The organism is Microbacterium pseudoresistens, from assembly GCF_013409745.1.
In the GTDB taxonomy this organism is placed as follows: Bacteria; Actinomycetota; Actinomycetes; order Actinomycetales; family Microbacteriaceae; genus Microbacterium; species Microbacterium pseudoresistens.
In genome coordinates this window covers 1093854-1112607 of record NZ_JACCBH010000001.1, presented here as the reverse complement: position 1 = coordinate 1112607, position 18754 = coordinate 1093854, and the positions used below count along the sequence as shown (strand labels likewise).

The 18754-nt window shown below is 69.1% G+C and carries 22 protein-coding genes and 1 tRNA gene; 16 read left to right on the top strand and 7 right to left on the bottom strand.

The features are described from left to right. Nucleotides 1-2: 2 nt before the first annotated feature. Nucleotides 3-518, bottom strand: a complete 516-nt coding sequence (locus tag BKA02_RS05445) for an FHA domain-containing protein FhaB/FipA (protein ID WP_179432007.1) — start codon at nt 516-518, stop codon at nt 3-5. Between the two features lie 13 nt (nt 519-531). Next, complete coding sequence (locus tag BKA02_RS05440) at nt 532-1236, bottom strand: FhaA domain-containing protein (RefSeq protein ID WP_179432005.1); 705 nt, start codon at nt 1234-1236, stop codon at nt 532-534. 174 nt (nt 1237-1410) lie between these two features. On the opposite strand from BKA02_RS05440, the gene BKA02_RS05435 reads away from it, so the two are divergent. The 4 genes from BKA02_RS05435 (at nt 1411) to BKA02_RS05420 (ending at nt 4578) form a co-directional block, all read left to right on the top strand. Next, nucleotides 1411-1494: transfer RNA gene (locus tag BKA02_RS05435), tRNA-Leu, on the top strand. Between the two features lie 364 nt (nt 1495-1858). Further along, nucleotides 1859-2410: a hypothetical protein gene (locus BKA02_RS05430; protein ID WP_179432003.1), complete on the top strand. Its 552-nt coding sequence runs from the start codon at nt 1859-1861 to the stop codon at nt 2408-2410. 33 nt (nt 2411-2443) lie between these two features. Beyond that, nucleotides 2444-3544, top strand: a complete 1101-nt coding sequence (locus BKA02_RS05425; RefSeq protein ID WP_179432001.1) for a fatty acid desaturase family protein — start codon at nt 2444-2446, stop codon at nt 3542-3544. Further along, on the top strand, nt 3541-4578 hold the full coding sequence (locus tag BKA02_RS05420; RefSeq protein WP_179431999.1) for a diacylglycerol kinase family protein: 1038 nt from the start codon (nt 3541-3543) through the stop codon (nt 4576-4578). The genes BKA02_RS05425 and BKA02_RS05420 overlap by 4 nt, the downstream gene beginning before the upstream one ends. A gap of 58 nt (nt 4579-4636) precedes the next feature. Here BKA02_RS05420 and BKA02_RS05415 read toward each other — a convergent pair whose 3' ends face one another. Continuing rightward, entirely contained in the window at nt 4637-4801 is a 165-nt protein-coding gene (locus BKA02_RS05415; RefSeq protein WP_179431997.1) for a hypothetical protein, read from the bottom strand. Between the two features lie 168 nt (nt 4802-4969). Here BKA02_RS05415 and BKA02_RS05410 point away from each other — a divergent pair, with 168 nt between their 5' ends. The 4 genes from BKA02_RS05410 (at nt 4970) to BKA02_RS05395 (ending at nt 6788) form a co-directional block, all read left to right on the top strand. Continuing rightward, the gene (locus tag BKA02_RS05410; protein WP_179431995.1) at nt 4970-5398 is read left to right on the top strand and encodes a hypothetical protein; all 429 of its coding nucleotides are present in this window, start codon (nt 4970-4972) and stop codon (nt 5396-5398) included. Between the two features lie 26 nt (nt 5399-5424). After that, on the top strand, nt 5425-6102 hold the full coding sequence (locus tag BKA02_RS05405) for a nitrilase-related carbon-nitrogen hydrolase (RefSeq protein ID WP_179435240.1): 678 nt from the start codon (nt 5425-5427) through the stop codon (nt 6100-6102). After that, a complete protein-coding gene (locus BKA02_RS05400) occupies nt 6099-6218 on the top strand; it encodes a hypothetical protein (protein WP_343045356.1) in 120 nt (39 codons plus the stop codon). The genes BKA02_RS05405 and BKA02_RS05400 overlap by 4 nt, the downstream gene beginning before the upstream one ends. Nucleotides 6219-6581: 363 nt before the next feature. Continuing rightward, entirely contained in the window at nt 6582-6788 is a 207-nt protein-coding gene (locus tag BKA02_RS05395; protein ID WP_179431991.1) for a cold-shock protein, read from the top strand. Between the two features lie 98 nt (nt 6789-6886). On the opposite strand, the gene BKA02_RS05390 is transcribed toward BKA02_RS05395, so the two are convergent. From BKA02_RS05390 to BKA02_RS05380, 3 genes are all read right to left on the bottom strand, one after another. Continuing rightward, complete coding sequence (locus BKA02_RS05390) at nt 6887-7543, bottom strand: HAD hydrolase-like protein (protein ID WP_179431989.1); 657 nt, start codon at nt 7541-7543, stop codon at nt 6887-6889. 113 nt (nt 7544-7656) lie between these two features. Beyond that, nucleotides 7657-8352 (bottom strand): endonuclease NucS, encoded by a 696-nt coding sequence (gene nucS, locus BKA02_RS05385; protein WP_179431987.1) that lies wholly within the window; start codon nt 8350-8352, stop codon nt 7657-7659. A gap of 9 nt (nt 8353-8361) precedes the next feature. Continuing rightward, the gene (locus tag BKA02_RS05380) at nt 8362-9597 is read right to left on the bottom strand and encodes an MFS transporter (RefSeq protein WP_179431985.1); all 1236 of its coding nucleotides are present in this window, start codon (nt 9595-9597) and stop codon (nt 8362-8364) included. Between the two features lie 57 nt (nt 9598-9654). Between BKA02_RS05380 and BKA02_RS05375 the strand changes: the two genes are divergently transcribed. The 8 genes from BKA02_RS05375 to BKA02_RS05340 all read left to right on the top strand — a co-directional run bounded on the left by BKA02_RS05375 (nt 9655) and on the right by BKA02_RS05340 (nt 17997). After that, nucleotides 9655-10752 carry a LacI family DNA-binding transcriptional regulator gene (locus BKA02_RS05375; RefSeq protein ID WP_246285979.1) on the top strand — a complete coding sequence of 366 codons (1098 nt, stop codon included), beginning with the start codon at nt 9655-9657 and terminating at the stop codon, nt 10750-10752. A 63-nt stretch (nt 10753-10815) separates the two neighbouring features. Continuing rightward, entirely contained in the window at nt 10816-13785 is a 2970-nt protein-coding gene (locus BKA02_RS05370; protein WP_179431983.1) for a Na+/H+ antiporter subunit A, read from the top strand. Next, nucleotides 13785-14327 carry a Na(+)/H(+) antiporter subunit C gene (locus tag BKA02_RS05365; protein WP_179431981.1) on the top strand — a complete coding sequence of 181 codons (543 nt, stop codon included), beginning with the start codon at nt 13785-13787 and terminating at the stop codon, nt 14325-14327. Before BKA02_RS05370 ends, BKA02_RS05365 begins: the two co-directional genes overlap by 1 nt. Next, nucleotides 14324-15877 (top strand): Na+/H+ antiporter subunit D, encoded by a 1554-nt coding sequence (locus BKA02_RS05360; RefSeq protein WP_179431979.1) that lies wholly within the window; start codon nt 14324-14326, stop codon nt 15875-15877. Before BKA02_RS05365 ends, BKA02_RS05360 begins: the two co-directional genes overlap by 4 nt. Beyond that, the gene (locus BKA02_RS05355) at nt 15874-16455 is read left to right on the top strand and encodes a Na+/H+ antiporter subunit E (RefSeq protein WP_179431977.1); all 582 of its coding nucleotides are present in this window, start codon (nt 15874-15876) and stop codon (nt 16453-16455) included. The genes BKA02_RS05360 and BKA02_RS05355 overlap by 4 nt, the downstream gene beginning before the upstream one ends. Next, complete coding sequence (locus BKA02_RS05350) at nt 16452-16718, top strand: monovalent cation/H+ antiporter complex subunit F (RefSeq protein ID WP_179431975.1); 267 nt, start codon at nt 16452-16454, stop codon at nt 16716-16718. Before BKA02_RS05355 ends, BKA02_RS05350 begins: the two co-directional genes overlap by 4 nt. After that, on the top strand, nt 16715-17107 hold the full coding sequence (mnhG, locus tag BKA02_RS05345; protein WP_179431973.1) for a monovalent cation/H(+) antiporter subunit G: 393 nt from the start codon (nt 16715-16717) through the stop codon (nt 17105-17107). Before BKA02_RS05350 ends, mnhG begins: the two co-directional genes overlap by 4 nt. Before the next feature lie 59 nt (nt 17108-17166). Next, nucleotides 17167-17997, top strand: a complete 831-nt coding sequence (locus BKA02_RS05340) for a DUF2510 domain-containing protein (protein ID WP_179431971.1) — start codon at nt 17167-17169, stop codon at nt 17995-17997. A 4-nt stretch (nt 17998-18001) separates the two neighbouring features. On the opposite strand, the gene BKA02_RS05335 is transcribed toward BKA02_RS05340, so the two are convergent. Continuing rightward, the gene (locus BKA02_RS05335; RefSeq protein WP_343045355.1) at nt 18002-18754 is read right to left on the bottom strand and encodes an alpha/beta fold hydrolase; all 753 of its coding nucleotides are present in this window, start codon (nt 18752-18754) and stop codon (nt 18002-18004) included.

Below are 18754 nucleotides of genomic sequence, written 5' to 3'. Positions count from 1 at the left end.
GGTTACGCCCGCAGCTCGAACGTCGTAGCGCCGACCTTGATGGCCGTGCCGAGCGGGATCGGTGCGGGCGCGCCCACGCGCTCGCCGCCGAGGAAGGTGCCGTTCGTGGAGTCGAGGTCCTGCAGCATCCAGCGGTCGCCCCACAGCAGCAGGCGCGCGTGATGGCTGGAGGTGTAGTCGTCGCGGATGACCAGGCCCGACTCGCTCGAGCGGCCGATCGTCATCGGATCGGTGCCCAGGGGCAGTTCGAGCCCCGCCTTCGGGCCGGAGGTGATCACCAGTCGCGTCGCAGTCGATGTGGTCGCCGGCTCCCCCGCCTTCGCGGTGGGCGCGGGCCTGGCGGTCGGAGCGGCGGGCTTGGCAGGAGCGGCGCCGGCACCGGCCTCGGCGGCCTGCGGGAGTTTGCGCACGCGCACGCCGAACAGGTCGGCGCGCAGCGAGTACACCACCGCGAACACGAAGAACCACAGCAGGACCAGGAATCCGATCCGCAGCAGCAGCAGGGTCAGCTCGCTCATCACAGGGCTCCCATCACAGGGCTCCGAAGGCGCGGGTCGCGTCATCGCCGCGATCGGCGACGGGGACGATGCGGAAGACGAGGTCGGTGCGGCCGATCGTGACGACGGTGTCGGAGGGGAGCGGCGCCTCGCGCACCTTCTGCCCGTCGACCTTCGTGCCGTTCGTGGAGCCCAGGTCGCGCAGCATGGCGCGTTCGCCGTCCCACAGCACCTCGGCGTGCTTGCGGCTGGAGCCCGCATCGCCGATCGTGATGTCGGCATCGCTGCCGCGGCCGATCACCGTGCGGGCCTTGCCCAGCGGATGACGCGATCCGTCGACCTCGACGATCGCCTGCCAGGTGACGCGTTCGTCGGCGGCGCCGGAGATCACCGTCACCGTGCCCGTGGCGACCTTGTCGTCGGACTCGATCGCGATCGTGAGCGGGCCGGGAAAGCTGTACCCCTGCGCGCGCGCATGTTTTGACAGCAGAGCGCGCAATTCATCCGTGAGTCCGGCGCCGAGGCCGCGCATGGCGGCGGTGTCGTCATCGCTGAGGTGCACGACGAAGCTGCTGGGGGCGAGGATGCGATCGCGGCTGACGACCGCCGCCTTCGTGTCGATCTCGCGGCGCAGGGCGGACGCGATCTCGACAGGCTGGATGCCGCTGCGGAAGGTCTTGGCGAACGCGCTGTTCACGGCGCGCTCGAGACCCTTCTCGAAGCTGTCTAGTAGTCCCACGGGGCTCCCAAGGCTGGGCGATCGGTAGGCCCATGTTAGCCACACGGGCTGAGTGCGCCCCGTTGCCTGTGAGGGGATGCCGTGAGGGATGCCGGGCGCGGGCGGGGCGGAGCGGCGCTTCGGGTGCTCCGGACCCGTGATATTCTCGGGAGGTTGGATTCGAGGATCCGACATGCGCGAGTGGCGGAATAGGTAGACGCGCTGGCTTCAGGTGCCAGTGCCTGCAAGGGCGTGGGGGTTCAAGTCCCCCCTCGCGCACGCGAATGAAATGGCCCCGGATCTGGGATTTTACATCTCGGATCCGGGGCCGTCTTCGTCGGAAGCGCGAGAAAAGTGCTCTGCCTTGCTCCGCAAGGATCGAAAGAGACCAACGACGGCGATGCTCAGGATCTCCTGGGACTGATGTCGATTCTTGTCCCTCACGCGTAGAAGGGGCGTGCGAATGGGTCTGTCACTTGCGCGTAGTGCAGGTCACGTGCCATGCCCAGACATGTCACGGCATCGAAGCCTGGTGCGAATATGACCACTGCGCTGACGTCGCTTGATTTCTGGGGGCTTCTGCGGCGCGCGCGGGTTTGGTTGAACCTGTGAGGCGTACATGTTGGGGGCGTAACGTCGGGTTATGGAGACGCAGACACGAACGAGCGGTGCAGATACCGCGACGCTGGGCCTGGGATCGGTGCTGGTGGGTTCGTTGCCTGCTGCGCTGATGACCGATGAGGCCCCGGATCGTTACACGGTGGAGGCGGTGTTCACGCGCCGCCCCGAACGGGACGAGATCACGGAGATCCTGGCGAGCGAGACACGGGCTCGTCTCGCGAAGGCGGGCTACTCGACCGTTGAGCTGACGATCTCGGATCGTCGCTTGGAGATCGCGAACACGAACCTCGAGGAGTTGCGCGACGGCCTCGGCGGCGTGCTCGCTGACCGGCTCGCGGAGATCAGCGAGGGCGTCCGGGCCAAGCAGGATGCGGCGGCAGCCCGGTTCCGTGAGGCGGCTGCCGGCGAGCAGGACAGAGCGGCCTCTGTTGCGGCATTGGCGGAGTCGGTGACCTTCCCCACTTCCGCGGACGGAGTGCCAGGATCGGGATCCGCGTCGGATCAGCGATCCGCGGCGACCGACGATCGTGCCCGCATCGACGACTGGACTGACGAGGGTGGTCAGGGGCGTTGATGACGTTCGTGACCTTGGGATGCGGGGCGCATCATGGATGGGATTCGTTCGACCACACCGCGCTCAGAGAATCGACAGGGCACCCGGGCCGGGAGTGAGTTCACGGCTCTGGCGAAGACGATCCGGGATCGGGGGTTGCTGCGTCGCCGGTATGGGTATTACTGGTCGAAGCTGATCGGTCTGCCGCTCGTGCTCGCCGGAGGTTTGCTGGCGTTCGTGTGGATCGGCGATACCTGGTGGCAGTTGTTCACAGCAGCGTTCCTGGCCGTCGTCTTCACGCAGATCGCCTTTCTCGGTCATGATTCAGCGCACCGGCAGATCTTCGTCTCGGGCAAGTGGAATGATTGGGTGAGCCTTGTCCTCGGCGACCTGCTGGTGGGGATGAGCTACGGGTGGTGGCAGCACAAGCACACCCGTCACCACGCGAATCCGAACAAGCTGGGATCCGATCCGGACATCGAGCTGCCGGTGATCGTCGTGGCTCCCGAGCGTGCCGCGCCGAGAGGGCGGGTTCTGTCGTGGTTGCGCTCGCATCAGGGGATCTTCTTCTTCCCGATCCTGCTCCTGGAGGGCGTCTCGCTGCATGCTTCCGGGGTGCGTCGGGTGGTCACGCGCGGTCCGTTGAGCAGGCGATGGGTCGAGATCGGGTTCCTCTTGGTCCGGCTGGTCGGTTTCCCGGTGCTCGTCTTCCTCGTGCTGTCGCCGGGCATCGCGTTCGTGTTCCTCGCGGTGCAGCTCGGGCTCTTCGGGTTCTACATGGGCGTCTCTTTCGCCCCGAACCACAAGGGGATGCCGATCGTGCCGAGCGATGCGAGCTTCGACTTCCTGCGCCGCCAGGCGATGATGAGCCGAAACATCCGCGGCGGCCGTCTGCTCGACACCGCGATGGGCGGGCTGAACTATCAGATCGAGCATCACCTGTTCCCGTCGATGCCACGCCCTCACCTGCGCAAGGCAGCGCCCATCATCGCCGCCTATTGCCGGAGCCACGAAGTGTCGTATGTGCAGACCGGGTTGCTGGCGTCCTATGCGATCATCGTGCGGTACATCAACCGTGTCGGGCTCGGGGAGCGCGACGTGTTCACCTGCCCCCTGGTCGAGCAGCGCCGCTACTTCACCGCAGCCCCGCAGTGAGCACGCACGACCACCCGGCAGCCGGGCGACGGCATGCCGCCGTCGTCTACAACCCGGTGAAGACCCCGCTGGAGCGGCTTCGCCCCGTGGTCGCGGAGTATGAGGTCCAGCACGGGTGGGCGCAGACGCGCTGGTACGAGACCCGCAGCGACGACGCGGGCCGGGCCGCCGCGGAGCACGCTCTCGCTGCTGCTCCGGCGGTGGTGATGGTCGCGGGCGGCGACGGCACGGTCCGAGCCGTCGCGGAGGTGATGCAAGGGACGGGCATCCCGGTCGCGCTGGTTCCCCGGGGTACCGGCAATCTTCTTGCTCGTGATGTCGGTGCGCCGCTCAACGACATCGCCGCCTGCGTCTCCGTTGCCTTCGCAGGTGAGGACCGGTTCGTGGATGTCGGGGTGGCTGAGCTCGAGGACGAGAGCGGCACCCGGCGTTCGCACACGTTCATGGTCATGGCCGGCATCGGACTGGATGCGAAGATGGCGGAGAGCACAAGCACCATCGCGAAGAAGCATCTCGGCTGGTTCGCGTACGTCACGCCGATCGCCCGCTCGGTCATCGCGAACAAGCTCTTCCATCTCGACTATCGAATCGACGGAGGGCGAGTGAGGTCAACGCGGGCGCACACGGTCATCGTCGGCAACTGCGGAACCCTCACCGGGAACATGGTGCTGATCCCCGCTGCGATCATCGACGACGGGCTGTTGGACGTCGTGATGATGCGCCCGACAGGACGCTTTGGGTGGGCGCGGATCGGAACCCGCCTCACCCTACAAGGCCTCGCCCGCCGCTCCCCGCTCAGCCGCAGACTCCTCCAGCAGACACCCGACCTCCACGCACTCGCCTACGTTCAAGGAACCCGGTTCGAAGCCCGGTTCGACGCCCCCCACCCCATCGAACTCGACGGCGACAGCTTCGGTCACATCACCCGTGTCCGCGTCAGCGTCCGCCCAGGCGCCCTGCGCGTGCGAGTGTCGGCCCGAACGAACTCGGTGGAGAAGAGCACCGCCGCCCGGCAACGGCCGTCACGCCTGTAGAACCCCCGCGCAATGGCAAAGAAGGTGAATCGCGCCCCGTGCATCCCGCGCGAGGTGGTTACGCCTTGGCGCGCTTGGCGCGCTGTCGGAGTATCCCGAAGATCAGGGTGCCGACGAAGAGCACGATTCCGATGATGGCCAACCAGAGCAGCCCCTCGAACACGAATCCCACGATCGACAGCACCACCCATGCCACAAGCAAGAGGAGAAGAACTGTCCACATGCTCCTCACGCTACGCTCAATCGCCCGAGAATACCGGTGATCAACGACATTGCCTCTGCGTGATCTGTCGGGCCTGCGGCTGACCGGAAGATTCACAGCACGGGCTGACATAGTAGAAGAGTGCTCCGCCTCGGTGATGGCATACCGATCCGAGGAGACGGGGCGCTCATGCCCGCATGGTGGGAACAATTCCTGCACATCACGATCGGTCGCGTCAGCCGCCACGACGAACTCCCCGATCTCCGGCATTTGCCGACACGGTCGGTCGTGCTGGAACGGACCCACTACCTCGTGAACGATCGCGAACGCGACAGCCAAGCTCCTCGCACCTACGTCCTCCGCACCCAGTCCCGCACGCGACGATCCCCCGCCGGGGTCGCCGTCACCTCCAACGGACGCGGCGTCGGCCATCTGTCCGCCGACGCGGCACACGTCATGGGACCGCTTCTCGACCAACTCGGCGGTGCGGCAATCATCAACGGCGCGGGACCGAAAGCGGGAAGCATCCGACTCCGGATCGACCTGCCCACCCCTGATTCAGTCGGCGTGTTCATCCAGACGCTCGCGAGCACTCTCGAGCGCTCCGATCATCCGTGACTCCGCAATGATTCCCTAGACGGCCTCTGAAGGAGAAGCGGATCTTCGCCTCGGGCGAGGATGCCCCATCCGTCGTCCGCACGCCGCTCGGAGGCCTCGGGGTCCTCGTGTGCTACGACCTCGAGTTCCCCGAGGTTCCGCGGGCTCTGGCGCTCGCCGGGGCCGACATCATCGCGGCGCCGGTCAACTGGCTCCTGCTCCCGCGGCCCGAGGGCGAGCATGCGCCGGAGGTCGTCCAAGCCATGGCCGACGATCGTGGTGCCTCTCGTCCAGCGCGTGCCGCGTTCGTCCCCGCGACGATCGCAGCACGCGACGGCGACGCGCGAGGAGCGGGCCGCGGTGGCAATGCCGCGGCGGTGTTGAACGACATGATCAACTCCAACCTCACTACACGAGACGATCCGGAGAGGATGGAGAAGATCTGTGCATCCGGAATCGTGGAGAGCACGGTGGCGCTGGTCGCCGCCGCGCGTGAGTCGGGCATCCCGATCTTCTGGATCCAGGTGGAGCGGCGCGCCGACCGGGCGGACACCATGTCGATCAAGACCGACCTGCTCCATCGTCGAGTCACCGTGCCGAAGCCGCCGGTGCTCGCAGGCAGCTTCGAGGCACAGAACATCGACGAACTACCGATCGACCTCGACGACCAGGCGGAGTGGAGAGCGCTATGCGCACCGGTGCCGATCTCGGATACGACATCGTGATCGCACGCGACTGCTGCTACAACTATGAGTCCGATGCGCACGAGTTCACCCTCGAGAAGGTCATGCCGTACTACAGCAGGGTGCGCACGAACGCTCAGATCGAAACCATGATCTGAGCCGCAGCACGGCGACGGACCGGGATCAACCGTGCACCTCGGCGAGCACGCGGAATGTTTGATCGGGGCGGAGGCGCATCGTCGGCGGTCTCTCTCTGCGGCGACGGATCGTGCCGATGCGCGATCGTTACGGCTATCCACAGCTTGTCCCCCATTTGGGGGACAAGAACCGGGTTTTGCGGGTATGCTGAATTCAGACGCACCCTCCGGTCGTCTTGGCCCTCATCGCTCCCCCCGCGGTGAGGGCCGCGTCGTCTGCAGTGCAACGTTTGTATCACGTTCATTGCGCTGTCGGCTCACTCCAGTACCGTTATCGATGGCGGCGTATCTCGCGCCGTCATCGCCCCGAAAGAACGGCAGTACATGAGCACCCAGGGCACAGTGAAGTGGTTCAACTCGGAGAAGGGCTTCGGCTTCATCTCCCCCGATGACGGCGGCGCCGACGTGTTCGCGCACTACTCCGCCATTGATTCGACCGGCTACCGCTCGCTCGACGAGAACCAGCGCGTCGAGTTCGATGTGGCGCAGGGCCCCAAGGGCCTGCAGGCCGAGAACATCCGCCCGCTGTAATCAGCGGCGCGGATGACCCCGCGCGTGATGTGAGCTCCCCGGTGCGCTTCGGCGCCCGGGGAGCTTCCTCTTTTCGCGGTGACGGCCCCTTTCGGTCGTCAGCTGAGCAGCAGCGGCACGAGGTCGCGCGCGGTGCCGGCACGGGCGATCGCGCCATGGGCCTCGCCCGCATCGCCGAAGCCCCAGTCGACGAAGATCACGGGGATGCCGTGCTCGGCCGCACCCTCGACGTCGTGGTAGCGGTCGCCGACGAGCACCGGGCGGCTGATGTCCGCGCCCGCAGCGCTGAGCCGCTCCAGCGCGCGTGCGACGACGACGCTCTTGCCCTCGCCGTTGGCATCCGCGCCCGACAGTGCGGTGAACAGACGCCGCAGGCCGTAGTGCTCGAGGATCGCGGCCACCTGGTTCTCGGGCTTCGTGCTTGCCGTGGACTGCGGGATCCCCGCGTCGAAGACCTCGGTCAGCACCTCGCGGATACCGGGGTAGATCGACACCGAGGCCGCATAGCCATCGCGTGCCGCGAGGTCGCGGTAGCGCCGCACGGCCTCTTCGGCATCGGCCGCCGACAGGCCCGCGTGAACGCGGAACGATTCGAGCATCGGCGGGCCGATCCAGCTCGACAGCACCGACGCATCCGGGGCCGGCAGCCCGAACGAGGCGAACACCTCCACGAGCCGCGGCAGGATGCCGGCCGAGGCATCCGCGATCGTGCCGTCGACGTCCCAGAGCACACACGAATACGGGGATGCGGCCATGCTCTCAGCCTAAGCGGGCGGCGCGTTCTCCCGAGAATCGCATCAACTCCCGACGCATCCGGGCGCTTCGACGGGAGTCGGCGTCGTTCTCGGGTGGAAGGGCGAGCGAGTCGTCAGAACAGGCGGGGGATGCCGGACTCGACGCCCTTCATGTCTTCGTAGTCGAGCACGAGGCAGCGGATGCCGCGGTCCTCGGCGAGGATGCGCGCCTGCGGCTTGATCTCCTGCGCGGCGAACACACCCTGCACCGGTGCGAGGTGCGGATCTCGGCCGAGGAGCTCCAGGTACCTCGTGAGCTGCTCGACGCCGTCGATGTCGCCGCGACGCTTGATCTCCACGGCGATGGCGGCGCCGGAGGCGTCGCGCACCATGAGGTCGACCGGGCCGATCGCGGTGGGGAACTCGCGGCGCACGAGCGTGGCGCCCTCGGACACGCGGTCCACCTGCTCGGCGAGCAGCCGCTGCAGATCGGCCTCCACGCCATCCTTCTGCAGGCCGGGGTCGACGCCCAGCTCGTGCGCGGAGTCGTGGATGATCTCGTAGAGCTGCACTCTCAGCGCGTCCCCGGTCTTCTTGTGGGTGACACGCCATACCTCGACGACTCCCGCCGACGCCTCCTCCTCGCCCGGCTCCTCGGTCTCGAGGTGGCACGGCGGGCTCATCCAGTTCAGCGGCTTGTAGCTGCCGCCGTCGGAGTGCACGAGCAGGCTCCCGTCACCCTTGTGCACCAGTAGGCGGGTGGCCGGGGGCAGGTGGGCGTTGAGGCGGCCGGTGTAGTCCACGGCGCAGCGGGCGATGACGAGACGCACCCGACGAGCCTACCGCCGGTGATCGGGCTCGCCCCCGGCGCGAGTCTTCAGCGGACGCGCAGCGCCGGAGAACAGGCCAGACAGCAGGGCCAGCACGGCGAGGATGAAAAGCGTGTTGAGCAGACCGAGGTGCTCGCTGATGAGGCCGAGCACGGGAGGGCCGCCGAGGAAGGCGATATAGCCGATCGTCGCGGCGGCGCTCACGCGGGCGGCGGCCTTGGCCGGGTCGTCGGCGGCGGCCGACATGCCGAGCGGGAATCCGAGCGAGGCACCGATTCCCCACAGCGCGGCGCCGGCGAAGACGAGCACGAGGTTGCCGTCGGCGAGGATGAACAGCAGGATGCCGGCGGTCGCCGTCACGGCCAGGGCGCGCAGCACGACCACCCGCCCGAACCGGTCCACGAGCGGACCGCCGAGCAGGCGCACGGCGGTCATGCCGACCGAGAACACCGCCAGCGCGGCGGCGCCGTACTCGCCCGGAGCCCCGTGGCCCTCGACGACGCCCAGCGCGAGCCAGTCGTTGGCACCGCCCTCGGCGAACGCCATGCCGAGCATCACGATGCCCAGCGCATAGGTGCGCGGCTCGCGCCAGACCTCCAGCGCGGCATGCATCCTCTCACGCCACGGCGGCTTCTCCTCGGCGGTCGCATCCTGCGCCTCGGCCCGGTCGGGCACGTTCATGAAGCACACCACGGCGGCGAGGGCGATGAGCGCGCCGACGATGCCGCCGTGCATGGCCACCGTGAGCCCTGCTCCGCTGGCCAGCGCCGCCGCGCCGGCGCCGAGCACGGTGCCGAAGCTGAAGAAGGCATGGAACACGGGCAGGATCGTCTTCTTCATCACCTGCTCGACCGCGGTCGCCTCGACGTTCATCATCACGTCGAGCGAGCCATTGCCGAGCCCGAAGAGCACGAGACCCAGCACCACGAGCGGGATGGAGTGCGCCACATCCGTGCCGAGTCCGATCAGGATGACGCCTGCGGCAACGAGGAGCATGGTCGCGAGCATCCCCTTGCGCGCACCGGTGCGTGCTAAGACGAACGGCCCCGACGAGATGCCGATGATGGAGGCGACGCCCATCGCGAGCAGCAGCAGGCCGACCTGCGCCTTGTCGATGTCGAGTGCGACCTTGATCGCGGGCACGCGCCCGGCCCACGTGGCGATCGACAGGCCGCTGAGCAGGAAGATCGCGAAGATCGCGGCGCGCCAGCGCACGAAGAGCGCGCGGCTGAGGGCGGTGGTCATCGCACCAGCGTATCGAATCGATTCGATCCCGGCGACAGCGGGCGCTATCCTCGGGGCATGACCGGGATGTCGCAGGGCAGGGACGCCGCACGCCGCGCCACCATCGCCGACGTCGCTCAGGCGGCCGGCGTCTCGCCGTCCACGGCATCCGTCGTCTTCAGCGGCAAGGCCCCCGTGGCGGACAGCACGAGGGAACGCGTGCTCGCCGTCGCGGCCGAGCTCGGATACGCCGGGCCCGACCCGCGGGCGGCATCGCTGCGGCGGGGGAGGAGCGGCATCGTCGCCGTAGTGCTCGAGGGGCATCTGCGCACGGCCTTCCTCGATCCGGTGACCACGGCGATGATGGACGGCGTCACCGACGGTCTGGCCGGCCTCGGCGCCGGTGTGCTCCTGCTGCGCGACGACACGGATGCCGTGGCCGGGGCGCCCACGCTCGCCTCGGTGCCCGTGGACGCCGTCGTGCTCATCGGATGCAGCGGTCGGCTGCACGAAGACCTCGACGCGGTCCGTGCGCGCGGTGTGCCGGCTGTCGTCATCGAGGGGGATGCCGGGGAGGGCGTGCCCCGCATCGACCTCGACAACCGCGAGGCCGCCGCGCAGCTCGCCCGGCATCTGCGCGGGCTCGGCCATGAGCGGGTCGACGTCGTCACGCTCCCGTTCGACGCGTCCCGTCTGCGCGGGCTCGCCTCGCCGGAGCGGATCGCGGCGATCACCGTCGACGTCACCCGCAAACGCCTTGATGGCGTGCGGGAGGAGTACCCCGATGCCCGGGTGGTCTCGGCGGGCGGAAGCTCGATCGACGAGGGGATGATCGCCGGGCGCACGCTGCTCGAGCAGGCCGAGGATCGACCGACCGCGATCATGGCGCAGAGCGACCTGCTCGCCGCCGGGGTGATCCGCGCGGCCGAGGAGCGGGGGCTGCGCGTGCCGGAAGACCTCAGCGTGACGGGGTTCGACGGCGTCGTCGTCGACGGACTCGGCGACCACGTGCTCACCACCGTGGTGCAGCCGGCGGTGGGAAAGGGGCGTGCCGCGGGTGCCGCGGTGGCGCGCCTGCTGGCGGGGGAGCAGGTCGAGTCGATCGTCTTCACCTGCCGCTTCCGCGAGGGCACGACGACCTGTGCACCGTCGCACGGGAGGGCGTCCGCCCCGTAGAATAGGGTCAACCGCCCGCCTGCGTCGATCTCATCTCGGCCGACGAGCCAGAGGAGTCCGCGCATGCTGATGCTCCTCGCCGTGTTCGCCGCAGGAGCTCTCGCACTGCCCCTTCTCGTGCGCGTCGCGGGCGCCCGCGCCTTCGCGATCGCCGCTCTCATTCCTGCGGCGGCATTCGTCCATGCGCTCCTGCTCACACCTCGGGTGCTGGCGGGATCCGACGACGTCGGCGCCACTCCGTACGAGTCGGTGGAATGGATTCCACAGCTCGGGCTGTCGCTGTCGTTCCGCATGGATGTGCTGGGCTGGGTGCTCACGCTCATCGTCACCGGCGTGGGTGCGCTCGTGCTGCTGTACTGCCGCTGGTACTTCCGCGACTCGTCGTCGCCGATCGCCCAGTTCGCCGCCGTACTGCTCGCCTTCGCCGGCGCGATGTACGGCCTGGTGCTCACCGACGACCTCGTGCTGCTCGTGATGTTCTGGGAGCTCACGAGCGTCCTCTCCTATCTGCTCATCGGCTACTACCACGCCCGCGGCGCCAGCCGTCGTGCGGCGCTGCAGGCCCTGCTGGTGACGACCCTCGGCGGCCTGGCGATGTTCGTGGGCGTCATCCTGCTCGTCGTCGACACGGGCACGAGCAGCATCGCCGAGATCCTTGCGGTCGCCCCCACCGGGCCGGTCGTGGAGGCCGCGATCGTGCTGCTGCTGGTGGGAGCCCTGAGCAAGTCGGCCATCTTCCCCTTCCACTTCTGGCTGCCCGGCGCCATGGCTGCCCCCACACCGGTGAGCGCGTACCTGCACGCGGCGGCGATGGTGAAGGCCGGCATCTACCTCATCGCCCGGTTCGCGCCGATCTTCGCGCTCTCCGCGAGCTGGCGGCCGATTACGATCGGCCTCGGCGTGCTCACCATGCTGCTGGGCGGCATCCAGGCGATGCGCGAGACCGACCTCAAGCGCATCCTCGCCTTCGGCACCGTGAGCCAGCTCGGATTCTTCACGGTCGTGCTCGGCTACGGCACCCCCGATGCGGCTCTCGGCGGGCTCGCGCTCGTGATCGGGCACGCGCTGTTCAAATCGGCGCTGTTCCTCATCGTCGGCGTGATCGACCGGCAGCTGTCCACACGAGACATCACCGAGTTGTCGGGCGTCGGCCGCCAGGCGCCCGTGATGACGGTCGCGTCGTTCATCTCGGTCGCCTCGATGGCGGGTATCGCGCCCACGATCGGCTACGTCGCGAAGGAGTCCACGCTCGCCGCCCTCTTCGACGACGCGCTGCGCGGTTCGCCCTGGGGGATCGTGGCGCTGGCAGGCGTCGTGCTCGGGTCCGTGCTCACCGCGGCATACGGCGCCCGCTTCCTCTGGGGGGCGTTCTGGCGCAAACGGGCGAATCCCAGCGAGTACATGCCCGATACGGAATGGCCCGATCCGCCGTTCGGCTTCCTCGTGGCTCCGGTGGTGCTCGCCGTCGCGACGCTCGGCGCGGGGATCGCGGCACCGGCGCTCGACACCGCGCTGCACGGCTATGCCGTCACGGCGACCGCCCCCGCCGGCGACGGTGAACTGCTTGAGACCGGGCACCTCGCGCTGTGGCACGGGCTGGAGCCGGCGCTGTTCCTCTCTCTCGGCGCGGTGCTACTGGGTCTCGGCCTGTTCGTGATCACCCGCCGCACCGGGTGGGGCGCAAAGCCGCGGCTGCTGCCGTTCACCGCGCAGGATGCGTACCAGCTGGTCATGCGCGGTGTCGACCGCCTGTCGGTGCTCACCACCGGTCTCACCCAGCGCGGATCACTGCCGGTGTATGTCGGCACGATCTTCATCGTCGTCGTGGCGGCCGAGACGACGGCTCTCGTCGCGGGCGAGCCCGCACGTATGCAGTTGAGCGCATGGCACACGCCCCTTCAGGTGGCGATCGCCCCGATCATGATCGCCGCGGGCATCCTCGCCGTCGTGGCGCGGAAGCGCTACACCGGCGTCGTGCTGGTCTCGGTCACCGGCATGGGCATGGTCGTGCTTTTCGCCACCAGCGGGGCGCCCGATCTCGCCGTCACGCAGATCCTCGTCGAGACGGTCACGCTGGTCACCTTCGCGCTCGTTCTGCGACGGCTGCCATCGCGCATGGGCGAGCACAACGCGTCGGTGGGCCGCCTCCCGCGCGCCGTGCTCGCCATCGCCGTCGGGGCGACCATGGCCTTCGTCGCCGTGCTCGCGACCGGCGCCCGCGTGCAGACGCCGATCTCCGAGGCCTTCCCGGAGCTGGCGTACAAGCTCGGGCACGGCAAGAACGTCGTGAACGTCGCCCTCGTCGACCTGCGCGGGTGGGACACGATGGGCGAACTGTCGGTGCTCGTGCTCGCCGCCACGGGCGTCGCCTCGCTCGTGTTCGTCACGCATCGCGCCGACCGCCTGTCGAGCATGAGCGCCCTGCCCGACATCGGCACGAGCACGCGCGTGGCGGGTCGTCGTGCACAGCGCAGGCCGCTCATCGAGACGACCGACGGCGTGCGCTTCCAGACGGCCGAGAATGTCGGCGGGCCGCGGGCCTGGCTCGTCGGCGGACAGCAGATGAAGCCCGAGAACCGCTCGATCCTGCTCGAGGTGATCGTGCGGATCCTGTTCCACACGATCATCGTCGTGTCGATCTTCCTCCTCTTCGCCGGGCACAACGCCCCCGGCGGCGGCTTCGCCGGCGGGCTCGTGGCGGGCATGGCGCTGGTCATGCGCTACATCGCCGGCGGCCGGTGGGAGCTCGGCGCCGCCGCCCCCGCGGATGCCGGGCGTCTGCTGGGCGCCGGGCTCATCCTCGCCGTCGGATCGGCCGTCGTACCGCTGTTCTTCGGGCTCGCGCCGCTGTCGAGCGCGTTCTGGGAGATCGAGGTCCCCGTGCTCGGGCACATCGAGTTCGTCACCTCGACGATCTTCGACATCGGCGTGTACCTCGTCGTGATCGGGCTCGTGCTCGACGTGCTGCGCAGCCTCGGCGCCGAGGTCGACCGGCAGGCCCAGGAGATGCGCGCGAGGGGGGTGCGCATCTGATGGACGTCTCTCTCGTGCTCATCATCGTCATGGCGGCGCTCTTCGCCTGCGGCGTGTACGCCATGCTCGAGCGCAGCCTCACGCGCGTGCTCATCGGGTTCCTGCTGCTCGGCAACGCCACCAACCTGCTGCTGCTCATCGTGATGGGGGTGCCGGGCGCGGCACCCTTCTTCGGCGAGGAGCGGGCGACGAGCGACCCGCTGCCGCAGGCGCTCACCCTCACCGCCATCGTCATCACCTTCGCCGTCTCGGCGTTCCTGCTCGCCCTCATCTACCGCTCCTGGCAGCTCGGCCAGGCCGACACGGTCGAGGACGACGAAGTCGACATCGCCCTGCGCGAGCGCTCCGAGGCCGAGGAAGACATCATGGAGGACGAGACGGATCCCTCCGAAGACGAGGCGACGACCGACTTCGTCGGGGTCGACACCTCGCCCATCCGCATCCTGCACGCCAAGGACCTCGCCGCGATCGACGACGACGCGCCCTACGACCTGCCGGACGCCCGCGCCGACGACCCCTCGACGGGCGGGGGTGATCGATGAGCGCCCTCGTGCCGCTGCTGGTCGCCCTGCCCCTGCTCGGCGCGGCCGTGACCCTCGTGTTCGGCCGCAACACGCGCGTGCAGGTGATCGTGACGGTCACCACGCTGGGCCTCGTCTCGATCATCGCGGCCGTGCTGCTGGTGACGGTGGATGCGACGGCGCCGATCGCCGTGGAGGTCGGCGGATGGCCGGCGCCCTTCGGCATCGTGCTCTACGTCGACCGGCTCGCCGCTCTCCTCGTGCTGGTCTCGAGCGTCGTGCTCGGGGCGGTGCTGCTGTTCTCGATCGGCCAGGGATCGGCCGACGGCATCGAAGAGACCCCCATCTCGATCTTCAACCCCTCGTACCTGATCCTCGCCGCGGGCATCTTCAACGCGTTCATCGCGGGCGACCTGTTCAACCTCTACGTCGGGTTCGAGATCCTGCTCGTCGCCTCGTACGTGCTCATCACGCTGGGCAGCACCGAGTCGCGCATCCGCACCGGCGCCGTGTACATCGTCGTCTCGCTCGTGTCGTCGATCCTCTTCCTCGCCGCCATCGCGATGATCTACGGCGCGCTCGGCACGGTGAACATGGCCCAGATCGCCGATCGGATGGGGGAGCTGCCGCAAGACGTGCAGCTCGTGCTGCACCTGCTGCTCGTCGCGGCCTTCGGCATCAAGGCGGCCGTCTTCCCCGTGTCGTTCTGGCTGCCCGACTCGTACCCCACCGCGCCCGCCCCGGTCACGGCCGTGTTCGCGGGCCTGCTCACCAAGGTGGGCGTCTACGCGCTCATCCGCACCGAGACGCAGCTGTTCGCCTCCAACAGCATCGACACCCTGCTGCTCATCGTGGCGCTGGCGACGATGGTCGTGGGGGTGCTCGGCGCCGTCGCGCAGGCCGAGCTCAAACGCATCCTGTCGTTCACGCTCGTCAGCCACGTCGGGTACATGGTGTTCGGCCTCGCGATCGCCACACCCGCGGCGATCGGCGCGACGGTGTACTACATCGTGCACCACATCGTCGTGCAGACGACGCTGTTCCTCGCCGTCGGGCTCGTCGAGCGCCGGGCGGGGAGCACCTCGATCGTGCGCGTCAAGGGACTGATGAAGGCGGCGCCGCTGATCGCCGTGCTGTACTTCGTGCCGGCCATCAACCTCGGCGGACTGCCGCCGTTCTCGGGCTTCATCGGCAAGATAGGGCTGTTCGAAGCGGCCGCCGCCGTGGGCACCCCGCTCATGATCGTGCTCATCGTCGGCGGAGTCGTCACCTCGCTGCTCACCCTGTACGCCCTCATGCGCGCCTGGAACCTCGCCTTCTGGCGCGAGGACGGCGATGCGCAAGAGCCGGATGAGCGCATCGCCTACCTGGGCGACGCGCCCGCCGCGGCCGACCAGCAGGAGCGTCGCCGAATCCCGCTGATCATGACGCTGGCCACGGGCGGCATGGTCGCCGTCACCCTCGCGCTGACGGTGTTTGCCGGGCCCATCTACGGGCTGTGTGAGCGCATCGGCATCGGACTGCAGGAGCCCGTGGTGCTCGTGTACGAGAGCGGGGAGGGCGTGCCGTGACCCCCGACGTCAAGCGCAACGTGCGGCGCGACCTGCGCCTGCAGCTGCCGTTCCTGATCTGGCTGGTCGTGCTGTGGATGCTGCTGTGGGGCCAGTTCACCGTGCTGTCGCTGGTGACCGGCATCGTCGTGGCCGTGTTCGTGACGCGCGTGTTCCGGCTGCCGACCATCGAGCTGTCCGGCCGCATCAACCTGTGGTGGGGTGCGGTGCTGCTCGCGCAGTTCCTCGGTGCGGTCGTGCTCGGCTCGCTGAGTGTCGCGGCGCAGGTGCTGAACCCGCGGCGTTTGCCCGGATCGGCGATCATCGCCGTGCCGCTGCGGTACGCCGACGACCTCGTGATGACGCACGTCGCCGTGACCTGTTCGCTGATCCCCGGCTCGCTCGTCGTGGAGGCCGATCGCGACACCCGTACGCTGTACCTGCACGTGATCGGGGTGCGCACCCGCGCGGATGCCGACCGCCAGCGCGAGGATGCGCTGCGCTGGGAGCGCCGGATCGTGCGCGCGCTGGGCACGACCGCGCAGTACCGCGCGCTGCGCGAGGACGCCCGTGCCGACGGGGGAGGGGAGCACCCGTGAATCCGCTGCTGCTCATCATCATGATCGTGTTCGCGATCGCGGCGACGCTCACCGTCATCCGCATCGTGCTCGGCCCGTCGATCCTCGACCGCGCCGTGGCCTCCGACGTGCTCGTCACCGAGGTGATCTGCGTGCTCGGCGCCGAGATGGCGATCGATCAGCACACCCGCACGCTGCCCGTGCTGCTCGTCGTGGCCGCCGTCGGGGTGTTCGGCTCGATCGCCGTGGCCCGGTACGTCGCGCGGAGGGACAACACGCCATGAACGTCTTCGAGTGGACGATCCCCGATGCCGTGATCGACACGGCCGTCTGGATCCTCGTGCTGCTGGGCGCGCTGCTGTGCCTCGTGGCCGCGATCGGCCTGCTGCGTCTGCGCGACGTGCCGACCCGCCTGCACGCGGCCACCAAGCCGCAGGTGCTGGGGCTCGCCCTCATCTGCCTGGCCATCGCGCTGTCGCAGCGCTCGGTGCTCGGCATCGGGCTGGGACTGCTGCTGGTCATCCCCGTCGTGCTCATGCAGTTCGCTACGGCGCCGCTGTCGGCGCATATGGTGGGACGACAGGCGTACCGCAACGGCACGATCGATCACCGGCACCTCGTGGTCGACGAACTGGCCGAGTCGCGCGAGACGCCGCCCGCCGCCGGCGGCTGATCCGCCGCAGCGCGCCGCGTGTCACAGTGCGACGAAAGGGGCGCCGACAAGGGGGACCGATGAACGCACATCCGGGGTGGTACGACGCGGGAGTGGCCGGCGTCGAACGCTGGTGGGACGGCCGGCAATGGACGGTGCACGAGCGCCCTCTCGCGGGCGCGATGACCGGGCTCGTCGCGGGCATGGGCTGGTATCCGGTGCCCGGCACCTCGGACGTGCGCTGGTGGGACGGCGTGACCTGGACGCCCTACCGCATCCACGACGGCAGGCCCAAGCCCGACGCCTTCGCCGTCGAGCCGTCCGGCCGGGGGCTCGTGTTCGGGTTCGTGTTCGCCGCGATCGGCCTCGCGCAGCTGTTCCTGTTCTTCCTGTCGCGCTCGGGGGTGAACGCCGCGGTGCCGATCCTGTTCCTCCTGGTCGCCGCGATCTGGCTGATCGGCGCGGTCAGCACCGCGCGGGTGGCCAAGCTGCCCGCTCCGCAGACCGGGCCGATCCTCGACCCCTCTCTGCAGCCGCTGCCGGGAACGACCGAGGGGCCGGGTGCGGGCTGGTATGCCGTCGCAGGCCGGATCACCCGGTGGTGGACCGGCACCCGGTGGAGCTGGTACGTCGCGCAGAGCGTCGGCGTGCGGCCCGGTCATGCCGGGCCCCGCGGCTATCTCGTCTCGTTGATCGTCGGATGGGTGCTGATCGGACTCGCCGCAGCCGTGGTGCTCGCGGGCATCATCGGCATCGCAGTCGGCGGCGTGGTGGCAGTCCTGGGAGGCGTGGGCATCTTCATCGGGCTGCTGTTCGCCGGGCTCGGCCTGTTCGTCGTGCTCCTCACCCGGGCGCGCCGCTTCGCGTTCATCCTTCCCACGCAGCCGCCTCCGCTCTTGCAGCCCCGTTAGCTCTTCAGAGCCGCGTGGCGAAGGCGGCGATCACCGCGGCGGCTGGGCCGGAGTCGCTGATGAGCGTGCCGTGGCCGTGATCGGGGATCACCTCGAGCCGCGTGCCGGGGATGAGCTCGAGGATCGACTCGCACCAGTCAGCGGGGGCAAGCGGGTCATGCTCGCCGCGCAGCACGAGGGTGGGGCGGGTCACGCGGCGGTAGGCGTCTTCGGGCTCGTGCACGATGGTCGCGCGCATCTTGCGCAGCAGGTGCGGGCCGCCGCGCAGGTATTCGCGGGCGCCGCGCCACAGCACGCGCGGGCGCTCGCCGATGAGGTCGCGCAGCAGCAGCGACGCCTGCGCGCGGATACTGCGGGCCGTGCTGTCGACGGTGGGCCCGGCCAGCACGAGCCCGGCCACGACGTCGGGATGCCGTGCGGCGAGCTCGGCGGCGATCTGGCTGCCCATGGAGTGCCCGATGACGACCGCATCGTGCACACCGGCCCGGCGCAGCCAGGCTGCGACGAGGTCGGCATGGCGCGGCATCGTCAGAGTGCGCGCCGGCTCGGGCGCCTCGCCGAAGCCGGGCAGGTCGATCGCGATCACCCGGCCCGGCAGCCGCGAGACGATGTCGAGGTACACGCTGCGGCCCATCCCGATGCCGTGCAGGAGCACGAATGGCCGGCGGCCCTTCCCGATCGATTCGACGACGAGGGTCGCCCCGGCGTGGTTGAACTCCTCGACGTCGGAGTCGTCGTCCAGAAGGTGTTCCGGCAC

What these genes read in the sequence shown, in the direction of transcription:
- BKA02_RS05445 (WP_179432007.1), bottom strand. Translation starts at nt 518, where the DNA reads ATGAGCGAGCTGACCCTGCTGCTGCTGCGGATCGGATTCCTGGTCCTG.
- BKA02_RS05430 (WP_179432003.1), top strand. Translation starts at nt 1,859, where the DNA reads ATGGAGACGCAGACACGAACGAGCGGTGCAGATACCGCGACGCTGGGC.
- BKA02_RS05425 (WP_179432001.1), top strand. Translation starts at nt 2,444, where the DNA reads ATGGATGGGATTCGTTCGACCACACCGCGCTCAGAGAATCGACAGGGC.
- BKA02_RS05415 (WP_179431997.1), bottom strand. Translation starts at nt 4,801, where the DNA reads ATGTGGACAGTTCTTCTCCTCTTGCTTGTGGCATGGGTGGTGCTGTCG.
- BKA02_RS05410 (WP_179431995.1), top strand. Translation starts at nt 4,970, where the DNA reads ATGCCCGCATGGTGGGAACAATTCCTGCACATCACGATCGGTCGCGTC.
- BKA02_RS05395 (WP_179431991.1), top strand. Translation starts at nt 6,582, where the DNA reads ATGAGCACCCAGGGCACAGTGAAGTGGTTCAACTCGGAGAAGGGCTTC.
- BKA02_RS05390 (WP_179431989.1), bottom strand. Translation starts at nt 7,543, where the DNA reads ATGGCCGCATCCCCGTATTCGTGTGTGCTCTGGGACGTCGACGGCACG.
- BKA02_RS05380 (WP_179431985.1), bottom strand. Translation starts at nt 9,597, where the DNA reads ATGACCACCGCCCTCAGCCGCGCGCTCTTCGTGCGCTGGCGCGCCGCG.
- BKA02_RS05375 (WP_246285979.1), top strand. Translation starts at nt 9,655, where the DNA reads ATGACCGGGATGTCGCAGGGCAGGGACGCCGCACGCCGCGCCACCATC.
- BKA02_RS05370 (WP_179431983.1), top strand. Translation starts at nt 10,816, where the DNA reads ATGCTGATGCTCCTCGCCGTGTTCGCCGCAGGAGCTCTCGCACTGCCC.
- BKA02_RS05365 (WP_179431981.1), top strand. Translation starts at nt 13,785, where the DNA reads ATGGACGTCTCTCTCGTGCTCATCATCGTCATGGCGGCGCTCTTCGCC.
- BKA02_RS05360 (WP_179431979.1), top strand. Translation starts at nt 14,324, where the DNA reads ATGAGCGCCCTCGTGCCGCTGCTGGTCGCCCTGCCCCTGCTCGGCGCG.
- mnhG (WP_179431973.1), top strand. Translation starts at nt 16,715, where the DNA reads ATGAACGTCTTCGAGTGGACGATCCCCGATGCCGTGATCGACACGGCC.
- BKA02_RS05340 (WP_179431971.1), top strand. Translation starts at nt 17,167, where the DNA reads ATGAACGCACATCCGGGGTGGTACGACGCGGGAGTGGCCGGCGTCGAA.